The organism is Pseudovibrio sp. M1P-2-3 (genome assembly GCF_031501865.1).
GTDB lineage: Bacteria > Pseudomonadota > Alphaproteobacteria > Rhizobiales > Stappiaceae > Pseudovibrio > Pseudovibrio corallicola.
On the sequence record NZ_JARRCW010000001.1, the window covers coordinates 177140 to 192500 of the forward strand.

Annotated in this window: 13 protein-coding genes; 4 read left to right on the top strand and 9 right to left on the bottom strand. The window is 51.9% G+C overall.

Features of this window, described 5'->3' with window-relative positions:
* Positions 1-71: 71 nt before the first annotated feature.
* The 7 genes from P6574_RS00825 to P6574_RS00855 are packed head-to-tail and all read right to left on the bottom strand — an operon-like array spanning position 72 to position 9545.
* Positions 72-857 (bottom strand): enoyl-CoA hydratase-related protein, encoded by a 786-nt coding sequence (locus tag P6574_RS00825; RefSeq protein WP_310618514.1) that lies wholly within the window; start codon positions 855-857, stop codon positions 72-74.
* Positions 854-1714 carry a hydroxymethylglutaryl-CoA lyase gene (locus tag P6574_RS00830; RefSeq protein WP_310618515.1) on the bottom strand — a complete coding sequence of 287 codons (861 nt, stop codon included), beginning with the start codon at positions 1712-1714 and terminating at the stop codon, positions 854-856. The genes P6574_RS00825 and P6574_RS00830 overlap by 4 nt, the downstream gene beginning before the upstream one ends.
* Positions 1711-3348, bottom strand: coding sequence for an AMP-binding protein (locus P6574_RS00835; RefSeq protein WP_310618516.1), 1638 nt, complete (start codon positions 3346-3348; stop codon positions 1711-1713). The genes P6574_RS00830 and P6574_RS00835 overlap by 4 nt, the downstream gene beginning before the upstream one ends.
* 3 nt (positions 3349-3351) lie before the next feature.
* Positions 3352-5337: an acetyl/propionyl/methylcrotonyl-CoA carboxylase subunit alpha gene (locus P6574_RS00840; RefSeq protein WP_310618517.1), complete on the bottom strand. Its 1986-nt coding sequence runs from the start codon at positions 5335-5337 to the stop codon at positions 3352-3354.
* A 3-nt stretch (positions 5338-5340) separates the two neighbouring features.
* Positions 5341-6735, bottom strand: a complete 1395-nt coding sequence (locus P6574_RS00845) for a hypothetical protein (RefSeq protein WP_310618518.1) — start codon at positions 6733-6735, stop codon at positions 5341-5343.
* Between the two features lie 39 nt (positions 6736-6774).
* Positions 6775-8382, bottom strand: a complete 1608-nt coding sequence (locus P6574_RS00850) for a carboxyl transferase domain-containing protein (protein ID WP_310618519.1) — start codon at positions 8380-8382, stop codon at positions 6775-6777.
* The gene (locus P6574_RS00855; protein ID WP_310618520.1) at positions 8382-9545 is read right to left on the bottom strand and encodes an isovaleryl-CoA dehydrogenase; all 1164 of its coding nucleotides are present in this window, start codon (positions 9543-9545) and stop codon (positions 8382-8384) included. Before P6574_RS00855 ends, P6574_RS00850 begins: the two co-directional genes overlap by 1 nt.
* 162 nt (positions 9546-9707) lie before the next feature.
* Between P6574_RS00855 and P6574_RS00860 the strand changes: the two genes are divergently transcribed.
* Both P6574_RS00860 and P6574_RS00865 read left to right on the top strand, forming a co-directional pair.
* Positions 9708-10301: a TetR/AcrR family transcriptional regulator gene (locus P6574_RS00860; protein ID WP_310618521.1), complete on the top strand. Its 594-nt coding sequence runs from the start codon at positions 9708-9710 to the stop codon at positions 10299-10301.
* A 204-nt stretch (positions 10302-10505) separates the two neighbouring features.
* The gene (locus tag P6574_RS00865; RefSeq protein WP_310618522.1) at positions 10506-10880 is read left to right on the top strand and encodes a nuclear transport factor 2 family protein; all 375 of its coding nucleotides are present in this window, start codon (positions 10506-10508) and stop codon (positions 10878-10880) included.
* A gap of 320 nt (positions 10881-11200) precedes the next feature.
* Here P6574_RS00865 and P6574_RS00870 read toward each other — a convergent pair whose 3' ends face one another.
* Entirely contained in the window at positions 11201-12124 is a 924-nt protein-coding gene (locus P6574_RS00870; RefSeq protein WP_310618523.1) for an NAD(P)-dependent alcohol dehydrogenase, read from the bottom strand.
* 870 nt (positions 12125-12994) lie between these two features.
* Between P6574_RS00870 and P6574_RS00875 the strand changes: the two genes are divergently transcribed.
* Together P6574_RS00875 and P6574_RS00880 are read left to right on the top strand one after the other, a co-directional pair.
* Positions 12995-13540: a TetR/AcrR family transcriptional regulator gene (locus tag P6574_RS00875; protein WP_310618524.1), complete on the top strand. Its 546-nt coding sequence runs from the start codon at positions 12995-12997 to the stop codon at positions 13538-13540.
* 65 nt (positions 13541-13605) lie between these two features.
* Positions 13606-14523: an alpha/beta hydrolase family protein gene (locus tag P6574_RS00880; protein ID WP_310618525.1), complete on the top strand. Its 918-nt coding sequence runs from the start codon at positions 13606-13608 to the stop codon at positions 14521-14523.
* A 9-nt stretch (positions 14524-14532) separates the two neighbouring features.
* Here P6574_RS00880 and P6574_RS00885 read toward each other — a convergent pair whose 3' ends face one another.
* Entirely contained in the window at positions 14533-14958 is a 426-nt protein-coding gene (locus P6574_RS00885; protein WP_310618526.1) for an Rrf2 family transcriptional regulator, read from the bottom strand.
* Positions 14959-15361 lie beyond the last annotated feature (403 nt).

Sequence of the window (15361 nt, forward strand, 5' to 3'; positions counted from 1 at the left end):
CAGAGATATGTGGCGAGGAAAAGGAAAAGTTGGTACGCTATTTTGCCCGCCAACTTTTCATAGGTCTGTCTCTATGATTGCCACCGGGGCTTTTCTTTTGCAAAGAAAGCATCAATACCGTGGGAGCCCTCGTCACTCTCCCAGCAATCCGCCAGCTCTTCCACGCTATAATTCAAGGGGTTCTCGTGCGAGGTGCGGGCAAGGTGTTTGCAAAGATCCTTGGCACGCTTTACGGCTCCGGGCGCACAGTTGAGGAAGGCACGGGCCTCCTCATAGGCAGCTTCCTCCAGCTTGTCCTCGGCAACAATTTCAGAAACAAAGCCCAGTTTATAGGCTCTTTCAGTGCCAAATGGCTTGGAGTTCATAAATATCTGCCGCGCCGCTCCCTCGCCGATTTTGCGGACAACAAAGAGACCAATTGTCGCGGGAATAAGACCGAGCCGCGTTTCAGTGAGGGCAAAGCGCAGGTTTGGCGTGGCCACAACAATATCGCAGATGCTCACCAGACCCAGACCGCCGCCAAAAGCATTCCCGCCCACTTGGCCAATCACAGGCTTCTTGAGATCATCCAACCGTTTGAGCATATCGGCAAGGCGTGATGCCTCTTTGATTTTGCCATCCCGGTTCGTACTCACCTGCGCCTTCATCCAGTTGAGATCACCGCCTGCGCAGAATGTTTTACCGCTCCCCTTGATCACCACAACACGGGTTTGCTCATCATCATCCAGAAAATCCGCCGCCGCACACAGTTCATCCATCATAAGTGCATTCATGGCATTGTGCTTGTTGGGCCTGTTTAACTGCAATGTAGCGATGCCACTCTCGTCTCTGGAGAGTTCGAGGGTTTCAAAATTCATTGGAATGCCTTTTTCAATTCTAGGATAAAGTGTTGAGCTGTCTCAAGCTGTGCGCGGTCTATTCCTGTTTCAAATCCAAGGCGTGCCGCAAGGTCCACCACCTCAAGTGTGTTCACATTGCCTTTGGCTCCGGGTGCATACGGGCAGCCCCCGAGGCCGCCCACCGCAGCATCAAAAACACGCAGGCCGAAGGAGAGGGCGGTTTCTATGTTGGCGAGCGCCATATTGTTGGTGTCGTGAAAGTGCCCTGCAAGGTGAGTGGCTGGAACTTCCTGCAAAACTGCTTCCAGCATGTGCGTTGTAGTTTCTGGCGTTCCCACACCGATGGTATCGCCAAGAGAAATCTCATAGCATCCCATATCCAGAAGGGAGCGGCTTACCTTTGCCACTTGAGCGGGGGCGATTTCCCCGTCATAGGGGCAGGCAATCACGCAGGAAACATAGCCACGTACCGGAATGCCATCGGCCTTTGCCGCCTCCACAAGTGGTTTGAAGCGCTCCAGACTTTCCTCAATGGTGCAATTGATGTTGGCTTTCGAAAATCCCTCGGATGCAGAACCGAAGATAGCCACCTCATCTGCCTTTGCCTGTCTGGCGCGCTCATAGCCTTTCATATTGGGTGTGAGCGCGCTGTAAATGACATCAGATTGACGGGTGATGCCTGCCAGTACCTCAGCCCCGTCTGCCATTTGCGGTACCCATTTGGGCGAGACAAAGCTGGCGCTCTCGATCTTCTTCAACCCGCTTTTGGAAAGTAGGTTGATCAGGGTGATTTTCTCTTCGGTCGGAATGAGAACTTTCTCGTTCTGCAGCCCGTCACGGGGCCCCATTTCGAATATGTGCAGGGTATTTGTCACTTGTTCTCCAGCTCTGCTTTCGCCCTTGCCCTCAGTTGGCTTCGAATAATTTTTCCGGTGGTGGTCAAGGGAAGGTCTTCAACAAATTCGATTTCCCTTGGGTACTCATAGGCAGCCAGCCCGTGCTTGACGAAATTTTGCAGTTCATCATGAAGCTGCTGTGTTCCTGAGTGCCCTTTTTTCAAAACCACATAGGCTTTGACAATCTCGGTGCGCTCTTTGTTCGGTTTGCCAATCACGCCAGCAATGGCGACCGCCGGGTGCTTGAGCAGGTAATCTTCAATTTCACCGGGCCCGATGCGGTATCCCGCTGAGGTGATCACATCATCATCGCGGCCCACAAACCGGAACCATCCATCCGCATCTTTAGTGCCTTCATCTCCTGTCAGAAGATAGCCGTTCTTGAACTTGTTCTTTGTCGCCTCGGGGTTTTGCCAGTATTGCGTCATCATAATGGGTACAGGCGTTTTGACCGCGATTGCTCCAAGAGTATCCGGCGGCAAAGGGTGGCCATTCCCGTCTACGATCTCCACCTGAAACCCTGGAACCTCTTTCCCAATTAAACCCGGGCGGGCCTCCATAAGCTGCGTACAGGTTCCGATACACAGGTTGCACTCGGTTTGTCCGTAGCATTCGCTAATGGTGATACCGAAAATCTGTCTGCCCCATTCGATAATCTCAGCGCCCACTGTTTCACCGCCACAAGTGATACTGCGTATTTTGCAGTTCCAGCGCTTTTCGGGTTTTTCCACCAGTCGCATCATTTTCAAGGCAGTGGGTGGCAGGAAGGCGTTGGTGATGTTCTGATCATGGAGAAGCTGGAAAGCTGCCTCTCCCGAGAACTTTTTAAACCGGTGCGCCACAACAGGGATGCCGTAGTAAAGAGAAGGCATCAAAATGTTTAATAGCCCTGCAATCCATGCCCAGTCGGAAGGGGTCCATGCCCTGTCTCCCTCGCGGGGCAGGCCGTTATAAAGGTAATCCGTCGACCAAAGATGGCCAATAAATGTGCGGTGCGCATGAAGCGCGCCTTTGGGTTGGCCCGTTGTTCCAGAGGTATAAATGATAAGGGCCGGATCCTCTGCCTTGGTGGGAACGGGTGTGAACTCACTGGAGTATTTTTCTAAACCTTCATAGAGATACGTGGAGTTCTGGGTAGCTTCCTCAATGTTCAAAATGAGTTGCAGATTTGGCAACCTGCTTTGAATACTTGAGAGTTTTTGTGCGCCCTCGCTGTTGGTTATAAGAATCTTGGCTCCCGAATTTTCCAGTCGGAAGGCCAAGGCTTCCTCCCCGAACAGAGTAAATAGGGGGAGGGCAATTGCGCCCATTTTATAGGTGGCGATATGGCTGCAGGCCGTTTCGACGGTTTGGGGCAGCAAAATGGCGACCCTGTCTCCGCGTTCCACCCCTTTTGAAATCAAGAGATTGCACAGTCTGGACGAAAGTTCTTTTAGATGGCTATAGGTGTATGATTTTGCAGTTCCCGCTTCGCCAACAACGGTTATTGCCTCTCGGTCCGGCTCCCGCTCGGCCCAGCGGTCGCAGACCATCACCCCGATATTATAAAATTCGGGAACATTCCAACTGAAATTCTTATAAAGTTCTTCGTAGGTTGTTCCCTTGGGTAACATGCCTCAAGTCTCCTCGGCTAACTCGATCAGTATCGTGCCTTCTTCCACCTGATCACCTGCTGCAATCATAACATTGGCGATTCTTCCATCTCGTGGTGATTTGAGACTGTGCTCCATTTTCATGGCTTCTGTCACTACAAGAGTGTCGCCTTCCTTAACCTGCTCCCCCTTGGCAAAGTTGATGAGTTTCACCTGACCGGGCATTGGGGCAAGCACGGCGTTGCCTGCATCTTCTGCACTGGCGTCCTCCTGCAAGTGGTTGGTACGGATGAACTGCCAGCTGTTGCCCCCTGCAAAAACGGTGATCTCCTGTGGGTCCGTAAAGAAATGCCACTCACTCACCGCCCCATCACTTTCAACACGAAGGTGCTGGCTTCTGCTGGAAAGAAGGCGAAGGTTTATCTCCTGCCCCTCAACTTTCAGTGTTTTGCTGTGATCACGGTTGGAAGTGAGGGAGATTTCACGATCCGTTCCCTTAAAGTTCAAGTGAGAGAACTGACGGGCAGAGTTCCAGTGCCTCCATCCGGTCAGGCTGGACCACGGATCTTCCCCGCGTACCTGTTCGCGTGCATGGCCAAGATCAATGAGGGCAGCAACGGCACACACCATAAGGGAGGGGGCTTGCTCTTCCACCAAAACATCCAGCTCCCTGTCGATCAACAGAGTGTCCACGTCCCCTTTTGCAAAGCCTTTGTGGTTGGCAAGAGTATGGAGAAACTGGGTGTTGGTTATGGTGCCAGCGGTTCGTGTTTCTTCCAGAGCGCTGGAGAGTTTGGCAAGGGCTGTTTGCCGGTCCTTCCCGTGCACAATCACCTTGGCGATCATGGGGTCGTAATAGGGGGTAATCGTATCCCCTTTTCGCACACCACTATCAATGCGCGCGTGATCCTCCGGAAATTCCAGCTCCTTCAAGGTTCCTGTGGCGGGCAGAAAACCGGCAGGTGCATCCTCGGCGTAAATGCGGGCTTCAAAGGCGTGACCATTGATGACCAGCTCATCTTGTGTCTTGGGCAAAGGGTTGCCCGCGGCCACATGGAGCTGCCACGTCACCAGATCCTCTCCTGTTATAGCTTCGGTGACAGGGTGCTCCACTTGAAGCCGCGTGTTCATCTCCATGAACCAGAAGCGATCCGCCTTTAATCCCTCTGAGGCATCAACGATGAACTCAACGGTTCCGGCCCCTTCATACCCGACAGAAAGAGCCGCCTTTACCGCCGCGTCTCCCATAATTGCCCGCATCTCCCCGCTCATATGCGGGGCAGGGGCTTCCTCGATCACTTTTTGATGGCGGCGCTGCAACGAGCAATCGCGTTCAAACAGGTGCACGGCGTTGCCATGGCTATCGGCAAACACCTGCACTTCAATATGGCGCGGGCTGCTGACATACTTTTCAATGAGAACAGCCCCATCCCCAAAGCTGGACTGCCCTTCGCGCTGGGCACCTTCCAAAGCTGTCAGGAAATCTTCAGCCTTGTCCACTCGGCGCATGCCTTTGCCGCCGCCCCCTGCTCGGGCTTTAATCAGGACCGGATAGCCAATGGAGCTGGCTTGGTCCTTTAAAAATGCAGGGTTTTGGGTGTCTCCGTGATATCCGGGCACAACGGGAACGCCGGATTGCTCCATCAGCTTCTTGGCGGCGTCTTTCAGGCCCATCGCGCGGATCGCACTTGCGGGCGGGCCGATGAACACTAAGCCCGCAGCTTCCACGGCTTCCACAAACTCTGGGTTTTCAGAGAGAAACCCATAACCGGGGTGGATCGCCTCAGCCCCGCTTTTCTTTGCCGCCTCAATGATGTGCTCAATCTTCAAATAGCTTTCAGAAACAGGCGCTGGGCCGATGTGGTAGGCCTCATCGGCCACTTCCACATGCAACGCATCACGATCCGCGTCCGAGAAAACGGCAACCACTTTGATACCAAGCGCTTTGGCCGTACGAGCAATGCGAACAGCAATCTCCCCGCGATTGGCAATGAGAATTTTTTTAAACATGGCTTACGTCGCAGGCCTTCCGTAGTCGTTTGATTTTTTCCGCATAAAAGTTGGTGTCGTATTTACGGAGGCATACGTTGCGTCTTTGTGTCTACTTATTAGTTGTGTTGCCCTGTCGTGTAGCTCCCCCATCCGCTCTACGGCTATAAGATCAGAAACCAGAGGTCTAAAGATACGAACCATTGGGTGGCTTCTGTTGTACAGTTCGGATATCCAGCCTCCTACTTTGCCGTTATCTGTGAGGCCTAGCGGAGCCGCCGAAATACTTAAGGTAACAGCCCAAGAGGGGCCATTAGAGGTTTCTACGCAGTATTTTCGAAGTATTTTGCTATTGCTTTGAGAAATTTTTTTCAAGCAACTATTTACTTCTGCCTTTTTGCCCTCGACGCTGTATTCTTGCAATTCGTTCAGGTAGGCTCTTGCATCTTTGAAATCACTTTGAAGCTTTAGTTCTAAAGCTTTTTCGAGAACCTCTGCGACATTATTGGTTTTGGATAGGAGCCAACTACTGAAAAACGGAATCTTATTTTTGAGCACCGTCGTATCCCAAACTGCGGATGCTTTGCGATATGTTTCAGAACTGTTTTCTGACGCAGTACTGAGTAAGCGATCCTGACCAGAAACAGGTGGTAATAGAAGATTGGCCATACAATAGGCGTCTCTTAATGGGGAAAGGCACGGGATTAAGCCTGTTTGTTGAGATAAACTCTCGTAGAATTTGCTGCGCTCAGCTGCCCAGCCGAAGCCAAATATTAATTTATTTATGGAGTTACGATGAGTGATTCCACTGTTTTGTGGGTTTTTTGATGCTATTCGGTTAAATAGTTGGTCTATTGTTTCTGGTGAGTACTCTTGTTCAACTCTCGCGGCTGTATGGTCATACACAAATCCTTCAAAGCCAGAGTTGTTGCGGGTTGTTTTACCCTCATCAGATACCTCGTTAGAAAAGGCAGCTAGTGTAGTTGCTACTCTATGTTTTTGTCCTTCTTCAATGAGATAGGTGATCCCTAAGTATTCACTACTAGAGAATACATTCCATCGCATTTGTGGCTTTAGTGATAGCTGCTCGAAGAAACTAACTATTTGCCCAATTGGCTCAGCATCGTTTAGTTCAATTATTTGTTTTTTTGCAAAGTCTGCAGCGGCTGTGGCAATAGAGTTATAATGAGGCTCCGTTAACTTTATTGGAGAAATATAGTGAAAATACTTTTTTCTTCGATCCGCATAGTAACTCTTGTAGTCATCGACCATGGAAATTTCATCGGAAAACAAAATGGCAGTTACCAGCTTTTCTAGGCAAACAATGTCATGGTCTATATTGTGCAGGTTTGCAGTTTGTGCGATGCCAAGAAGCCTTTCAACGCCGCTAAGTGTAGAGTTATCAATTAAGTAATTCATAGTATTACTACCACTTTCTACAAAATTTAAGGTCTATACTTACATCCGGAAAATGCCGAATGGTGTGTTCTCGATTGGTGCGTTGAGGCTTGCGCTTAAAGAAAGGGCCAGCACCTCGCGGGTTTTGCGCGGGTCGATGATGCCATCGTCCCAAAGGCGGGCAGAGGCATAGAGCGGGTGGCCCTGTTCCTCGAACTGGTCAATGATCGGCTGCTTGAAGGTGTTTTCTTCTTCCACTGACCATTGTCCGCCCTTGCGCTCGATCCCATCGCGGCGCACGGTTGCCAGAACACCAGCCGCTTGCGGCCCGCCCATCACCGAAATGCGGGAATTGGGCCATGACCATAAGAAGCGGGGAGAATAGGCGCGCCCGCACATGCCGTAGTTTCCTGCGCCGAATGAGCCGCCAATGATAACCGTGTGTTTGGGAACCTTGGCACAGGCAACCGCAGTCACCAGCTTGGCCCCATCCTTGGCAATGCCGCCTGCCTCGTATTTCTGCCCCACCATGAAACCGGTGATGTTTTGCAAGAAGACCAGCGGGATTTTGCGCTGACAGCATAGCTCCACAAAATGCGCGCCCTTCACAGCACTTTCAGAAAACAAGATGCCGTTATTTGCGATGATCCCCACGGGCATGCCGTAGATATGAGCAAAGCCGGTGACCAGCGTGGTGCCATAACGGGCTTTGAACTCGTCAAAGCGGGAGCCATCCACAATGCGGGCAATCACCTCGCGCACATCATAGGGGGTTTTCAGGTCCGCAGGCACAAGGCCCAAGATCTCGTCGGGGTCATAAAGCGGGTCTTCAACCGGTTGCAATGCCAGTTGTTCGGGTTTGCGGCGGTTGATGTTGGCAATGGCACGGCGCACAAGAGCCAGCGCATGGGCATCGTCCCGCGCCAGATGGTCGGCAACGCCGGAAAGGCGCGTGTGCACATCTCCGCCGCCCAAGTCCTCAGCGGAAACGACTTCACCAGTCGCCGCCTTCACCAAAGGGGGGCCGGCCAGAAAGATGGTGCCTTGCTCGTTCACAATGATGGATTCATCACACATGGCAGGCACATATGCCCCGCCAGCCGTACACGACCCCATAACAGCAGCAATCTGCGGAATGCCCTTGGCCGACATATTGGCCTGATTATAAAAGATGCGCCCAAAATGATCCCGATCAGGGAACACTTCATCCTGCTGGGGCAGGTTTGCCCCGCCAGAGTCGACAAGATAAACGCAAGGGAGATTGTTTTCCTCGGCAATCTCTTGGGCCCGCAAATGCTTTTTCACGGATAAAGGGAAGTAAGTTCCCCCCTTCACAGTGGCATCATTGGCAACCACCAAGCATTCGCGCCCATGAATGCGGCCCACTCCTGCAATGACGCCAGCAGAAGGGCAAGCCCCCCCATACATCTCATGGGCGGCAAACTGGGCGACTTCCAAAAAGGGTGACCCGTGATCCAAAAGCCGCGCCACCCGTTCACGGGGCAGAATTTTGCCGCGCTTCACATGGCGCTCTTTTGCCTGCTCGCCGCCGCCCGCAAGGGCTGCTTGGCTGGCAGCACGCACCTGCTCAATGCTTTTCAGGTGCGCGTCACGGTTGGCGGTAAATTCTGCGGATCGCGTGGAAACTTTAGAATTCAAAACCGTCATTATGCGGTTTCCTTGAAGAGTTCACGGCCAATGAGCATGCGGCGAATTTCAGAGGTGCCCGCACCGATTTCATAAAGCTTGGCATCACGCAACAAGCGGCCCGTGCCATACTCATTAATATAGCCATTGCCGCCAAGCGCCTGAATGGCTTCCAATGCCAGCTGTGTTGCTTTTTCGGCGGAATATAAAATACAGCCAGCGGAATCCTTGCGGCTGGTTTCGCCGCGGTCACACGCCCCTGCAACTGCATACACATAGGAACGGCAGGCGTTCATGGTGGAATACATATCCGCCAGCTTGCCCTGCATCAGCTGAAACTCACCAATGGCTTGGCCGAACTGCTTTCGCTCATGCACATAGGGCACCACGATATCCATGGCGGCTGCCATAATGCCAAGCGGCCCGCCGGAAAGCACCACGCGCTCATAATCAAGGCCGGACATGAGCACGTTTACCCCGCCGCCTTCTTCTCCCAAAATATTGTCATAGGGCACTTCGCAATCTTCAAACACCAGCTCACAGGTGTTGGAGCCGCGCATGCCCAGCTTGTCCAGCTTTTGCGCCGTAGAAAACCCGCTCATGCCTTTTTCAATAATGAAGGCTGTAATGCCGCGCGGACCCGCCTCAGGGTTGGTCTTGGCATAAACCACCAGCGTGTTTGCATCGGGGCCGTTGGTGATCCACATTTTGTTGCCATTGAGTACAAAGCGGTCATTGCGCTTTTCGGCCCGCAGCTTCATGGAGACCACATCAGACCCGGCCCCTGGCTCGGACATGGCCAGAGCGCCAATATGTTCGCCAGAGCAGAGCTTGGGCAGATATTTGGCTTTTTGCTCATTGGTGCCGTGACGGTTGATCTGGTTCACACACAGGTTGGAGTGCGCTCCATAAGAAAGGCCAATAGAGGCAGAGGCGCGGGAAATTTCTTCAATGGCGATCACATGCGCCAAGTATCCAAGGCCGCTGCCCCCAAATTCGGGGCTGGCGGTGATGCCAAGCAAGCCCATCTGGCCAAGCTGGGGCCACAGATCCGGTGTGAAAGTGTTGGTGGCGTCGATTTCTGCAGCCCTTGGGGCCAATACTTCCTGCGACCATTTGGAAACGGTTTCGCGAATGGCGTCGATTTCCTCGCCATGACCAAAGTTCATAGTGCTTAAAAACATCGCTTGTCCTCCCCGTGGCGCGAACCTGTTCCCCGCAGGTATCGACCCAGTATCATTATAAAACGAACGTACGTTTGATTAATAGCATCGTTCTTGCTAGCCTGTAAACACCGTTGCTGCTAAACACGCGCCGCAACAATACGTGAAGAAGAAGGACACACAGTGGCCCGCACCAAAGGCTCCGTGGGAGCTGATACGCAACTGGCTCTTATAAATGCAGCAAAGCGGCTTATCGTTCGATATGGTTTCGAGGCTATGACCCTGCGCCAACTTGCCGGAGAAGTGGGCCTGCAGGTGGGGTCCATCTATAGGTATATGGAAAGCAAAGAAGCGTTGCTGGCCGAATTGATGAACACCCACATGGACCAGCTGATCACGGCTTGGCAGGCGCTGCCAGAAAAAGGCGAGGGGCCGGAAGAGCAACTGAAAGCCTTTGTTGCCTTCCATATTGCCTATCATGTGGAGCGGCGCGAAGATGTTCTCATCGCCAACATGGAGCTGCGCGCTTTAAGCGAGGACATGCGCGAACAGGTCGTGCGCAAACGGCGGGCCTATGAGCGCAATCTGGAAGAGATTTTATCGGCAGGCATGCGCTCGGGCACATTTTCAAAAGCCGATGTAGAAGTCTCCACCTTCGCCATCCTCGCCATGCTCACCGGCGTATGCATCTGGTACCAAGAAGGCGGCCGCCTCTCCGTCGATGAAATCATCAAAGTGCACACGGGGCTGGTGCTGAACGGGGCGAGGGGGAGGTAATACAGGAGCAATGCAGCTTGGATCCCTGATCAAGTCAGGGATGACGTCTGCGGTTTTGGCAAAGCCTACCCTTACACTCCGCCGTCATCCCGGCCCCCGAGCCGGGATCTACACCTTAGATACTAGCGTAAAGTAGACTGTTTTTCCGGGAATTTGCTGGTATCAATTGCTGCTGATACTGCAAATTGCGGAGAGGAAGAAAACGTGACGCCGTCAGATTTTATCAAGCAATATGAAACTGCATTGGGTACTCAAAAGTGGGATGTTGTGAGTCCTTTGATTAGTGATGGCGCCAGCGTGACCTTTTCCGATGGATCAGTTCACAAAGGCAAAGGCGCAGTTCGCGCAGCGTTTGAACAAAACTTTGAAGTGGTCAAGGACGAAGACTACAAAATTGCCAATGTGCATTGGCTTTCTAAAACATCTGAAAGTGCAGTATATATGTTCGACTTTTTCTGGAATGGCCTCATTGAGGGACGCAAAGCGTCGGGTTCAGGAAGGGGAACGGCAGTCTTGATTTCTAAAAATGACAAGTGGCAACTGCTAGCAGAGCATTTGGGCCCATCTCCTCAACAATAGGAGAGTCCGACATCACTGCTATTTACAACTATAGTAATTTCAAGCGTGGATGATGTATTCGAGTCACTTTGCGGGGACTATCAAAGCCTTCTGATGAGGGTATTTTTAAGAGATTATTATGGGTTGGGGCCTCTGACCTGCTTTGATAGAGGGTAGAGGCAAACTGGATCCCTGATCAAGTCAGGGATGACGCATTTTGGGTTTGGCAAAGCCTACCCTTACACTCCGCCGTCATCCCGGCCCCCGAGCCGGGATCCAGTGCCACTGGAGAATAGGGCTGGTGTTGAGCGGGGCGAGGGGAGTAGAAGCCCTAGAGGGGATCAAACGCTAATCAGAACATTTCCCTTTTTATGCCCCTGATCCACATAGCGATGGGCCGCCACAATGTCTTCAAGCCGGTAACTTCGGTCAATCACGGGCTTAAAGGTCCCTGCTTCCATGAGGCTGTTGAGGTGAAGTAAGGCTTCCTTTCGGGACTTTAACATCCCGTCGTCAACGGAAATGTATTTCCCGCCCTTTGCAAGATGTTTGGCGCACTGCTGCTTCAATGGGGAGGTTTTGTCTTTGCCGACAGCATCAAAGATAAGGTCATACCGCTCACGGCTTTCACTTATATCGTCGCGTGTGTAGTCAAGCGTGGCATCTGCTCCAAGAGATTTGACGAGCTCAAGGTTTGCGGTGCTGCATACGCCAGTGATCTCTGCCCCCATGTTCTTGGCAAGCTGTATAGCAGCGGTTCCAATGGCACCGGAAGCGCCGTAAATTAGAATTTTATCTCCTGACTTTATTCCGCTTTTTTCAAGGCAATAAGAGGCAAACAGTCCGCCATATGTGCTTGCCGCCGCATCCACAAAGGAGATGCTTTGCGGCTTTTTTGCAATGCAGCTCTTTTCAGAAAGACAGAGATATTCAGCGTAGCAGCCGAAGGAGGGTCCGGTCATGCCGTAAACCTGATCTCCCGGCTGAAAGTGCGTGACGCTTTTTCCAACCGCTTCAACTTCTCCTGCCAGTACCATTCCAAGAACGGGTTGGCGGGGTTTTCTTATGCCAAGAATAAGCCGGAATACCAGAATCATCGGGTTCCAAAGGGGAAAGCGGAAGGCGCGGACCCTGCTGTCGCTGGTTGTTACCGCAGTGGCATGGACTTTGATAAGAATCTGGTTCTTTCGCGGGTGAGGTTTGGCCCGTTCTTTAACTTCCAGCACTTCGGGTGGTCCGTATTTTGTCGCGACTATAGCTTTCATTGAGAACACCAGTGGTTATGGAGAGAGAAACGACAGGTCTTGCTTGCTTCAATTCCTCGCTGCTTTCCCGTCTCTTTGTCTATCCTGAAAAATGATAGGTGTTGGTGACCTCTAAAAACTGGATCCCTGATTAAGTCAGGGATGATGCCTTTTGGGTGTGGTCAAGCCTATTCTTACACTCCTTAGCATCCCGGCCCCCGAGCCGGTATCCAGTACTCTAGTGGAATGCGGCGGATGATTGGTGTGGACCTCGCATCAAGTGCGGGACGGCCTCGTGAGACACTGCCCATAATGAGCACCACCAAAAAACTTATCCCCCTCCTGTCTGCCGTGTCCTATCCTTTTCCCGTGCCCATGAAAACGGGCCTTCGGCGGACCGTCCGCCGGGGCGTTATGGGCCGGGCAGAGCCAATGGGAAGAGGTAACGTATCTTTCCAGAGGGTTCGGCACGCGGGGCCCTCTTGGGGGCGAGGCCACAGGTTCCCCTTGAGGCTGTATCACCGTGGGTGGCGTTCAGTGGTGACAGGAAACTGTCTTATCGCGCCTAACCACGGGGTTGATATGTTCGCAGCACAAAAATGCCCGGGCAAGGCGACAGGCCAAAGCCGAAGAAACATTTTATTCAAGTAGCGCAGGCTCTGGCCTGTTCGCCTTGCCACTCCCGTTTTTCGGGGCCCCTACCTTCCACTCTGCTCGGGCATCCCGTGTGGTGCCCTTTTCCCATGAGCTGAGCTGTTCCCTCTCAAACCCTCTCATCAGGTCAAACCTTCTACTTTGGTGGCGATTTTCCAGAAATTCAGTTCCATACGCTTGCGTATGGTTACAAACTGCGATCAACTCCCATCCATACGCTACCGTATGGAATCGATAATGACGAAGAAAAGACTGAGCCCAGATGACTGGATTGTTGCGGGTTTCAAAGCCTTGGCAAGTGGTGGGCAAAATGCCCTGAAGGTTGAGCCCATCGCACGGGAGCTGGGCACAACAAAGGGGTCCTTTTATTGGCATTTCAAAGACCTTGCAGATTTCAAGAAATCCATGTTGACCCGTTGGCGGGTGCTGACAACAGAAAACATTATTGAATCTCTTAAGCCTTATGAAGCGGGCGGTCAGCGTCTTCGCGCTTTGGTCGAACTTTCATCGGCAGCACCGGGAAAGCTTGGGTCCATGCGCGTAGAGATGGCTGTGCGGGAGTGGGCCAGACATGATGATCTGGCCGCAGAGTGTATCTCTGAGATTGACAATAAGCGCATCGCCTACGTGCATGAGGAAATGAACTATGAGGGGCCGGACAAAGAACAACGGGCACGCTTGATTTATGCAGCGCACTTGGGGCTGAAACACTTAACCGCCTCAACGGGCGAAAGCGGCAGGCCTGAACGGAGCCTGCTCTTTGAATTGCTGCAGCAAGATTAAATCAAATCACAAAAATTGGGCTGCCACCGGCATGCCCGTAAGCGTAGAACTGGAGGGCAGGCTCTATGAAAGAAATTAAGCCACAAACGATTAGTTTCAAAGCTCAAGATGGCTGGGACTTAAAAGGCGACCTTTATCGCGGGCATAATCCCCGCATTGCCATCATGATTTCCAGCGGTACGGGCTTTCCTAAAGAATTTTATCAAGCCGTTGCCACCTATCTGGCTGGACTTGGCGCTGTAGTGCTCACCTATGATTATCGCGGCATAGGCGCTTCAGCAGGGCCGGACTTGGCAGGGTCTGACATAGATTTGCCTGATTGGGCACGTTTAGACCAGGCCGCAGTTGTTGATGCACTGGAAGTGGAGGCGGCGGGCCTTCCCATTACACATATTGCCCATAGCGTTGGCGGGCATATGGTGGGGCTCATGCCAAACCACGACCGGGTGAAAAAACATGCCTTTGTAAGTGTGGGGGCAGGGTATTTTGGCGCGCATCACCTCAAAAGCATTCCAAGCACACTCTATTTCTGGTGGGGCATGGGGGCCTATTCTCTTTTACGCCATGGCTACATCAAGCAAATTGGCGGATGGCGCGGTTCACCTCTTCCGCCGCAGGTATTCCGCACTTGGCGGCGCTGGAGCCACAATTCCAGTTACTTTCAAGATGACCTTTCAGGCTTTCTGCGCCCCCATGAGTTTGACAAGGTCACCGCGCCCATCCGTTCCTGGCTGTTTCCGGACGATCCGATTGCAACTGAAAAATCATCCAAAACTATTATGGATTGCTACCCCAATGCCCAGAAATCAATCGTCTGGCGCAAAGCATCTGAGGTGGGCGTAAAACATATAGGTCATGAGGGAGCATTCAGAAAAGGTCGTGAGGCACTGTGGGATGAGTGGTGGCAATGGCTTGTAAAAGAAGAGGCAGTTTCCCAACCTGAGCCTCCGCAACAAGAGGCTAAAATCTTGCGCACTGTATAAGCAAAGCGTTTATGAGAGGTCGAAGACAAGTTCCTTGCAACGAATTGTGTCAGCAAGGCTGTGCCTGTTCATATTCACCAAAAACTGACGGGATGCATCGGACAGAAAATGCTTTAACTGGCAGGTGCCGATTATATTACAGGTGTTGGTGGTGGGGTCGAAACACTCCACCACATTCATGTCGGGTTCCAGCTGTTCGATGACATCGCCGAGACGGATCATCTCAGGGTCCTTCTGCAGCTTAATGCCGCCGCCTTTTCCCTTTGTGCTGGCGATATATCCAAGAGTTGAAAGGCGGTGAACGACTTTAACCAAGTGGTTGCGCGAAATATCGAAGTGCTCTGCGATTTCCTTCACACTGCTCAATCGCTCAGGATTAGCCGCAAGATACATGAGCGTACGCAGGCCATAATCGGTAAACTTAGTCAGTTGCATCCTACCTCTTTAAACTTATTTAGTGTCTTTTTATCTGAGCTACCATTGAAAGCGACCTCTCCTACAAAAAAGGCTAGCACCTTTTTATCTGGAAATAAGGCGAAATGATCAAACGCAACAAAGTAATTGGCTACTTTCCTGCATCAATAAGTATAAGTTGGTAAACCAGCCGGCTTAGGGTCTTGTAAGATACCGTATCTAGATAGGAGCGATCCTGCGTCAATAAACATACCCGGTGACTAACGCTTCATTCACTCAAAACTGGGCTGCTTTAGAGTATGAACGCCACTGCATCCGAAATTTTGCGCCGAGCTATTCTTAGGAAACCATAACAAAATTAATAGGTGTGAATGCCTGTGAGCATTGTGGGATTGTTAACAAGTTGAGATATTGGCTGTTTTAC

Bases quoted from the DNA above. Each gene is read 5' to 3' on its own strand.
- P6574_RS00875 (WP_310618524.1), top strand. From the start codon at position 12,995: ATGACGAAGAAAAGACTGAGCCCAGATGACTGGATTGTTGCGGGTTTC.
- P6574_RS00880 (WP_310618525.1), top strand. From the start codon at position 13,606: ATGAAAGAAATTAAGCCACAAACGATTAGTTTCAAAGCTCAAGATGGC.
- P6574_RS00850 (WP_310618519.1), bottom strand. From the start codon at position 8,382: ATGACGGTTTTGAATTCTAAAGTTTCCACGCGATCCGCAGAATTTACC.
- P6574_RS00855 (WP_310618520.1), bottom strand. From the start codon at position 9,545: ATGTTTTTAAGCACTATGAACTTTGGTCATGGCGAGGAAATCGACGCC.
- P6574_RS00870 (WP_310618523.1), bottom strand. From the start codon at position 12,124: ATGAAAGCTATAGTCGCGACAAAATACGGACCACCCGAAGTGCTGGAA.
- P6574_RS00885 (WP_310618526.1), bottom strand. From the start codon at position 14,958: ATGCAACTGACTAAGTTTACCGATTATGGCCTGCGTACGCTCATGTAT.
- P6574_RS00825 (WP_310618514.1), bottom strand. From the start codon at position 857: ATGAATTTTGAAACCCTCGAACTCTCCAGAGACGAGAGTGGCATCGCT.
- P6574_RS00835 (WP_310618516.1), bottom strand. From the start codon at position 3,348: ATGTTACCCAAGGGAACAACCTACGAAGAACTTTATAAGAATTTCAGT.
- P6574_RS00845 (WP_310618518.1), bottom strand. From the start codon at position 6,735: ATGAATTACTTAATTGATAACTCTACACTTAGCGGCGTTGAAAGGCTT.
- P6574_RS00840 (WP_310618517.1), bottom strand. From the start codon at position 5,337: ATGTTTAAAAAAATTCTCATTGCCAATCGCGGGGAGATTGCTGTTCGC.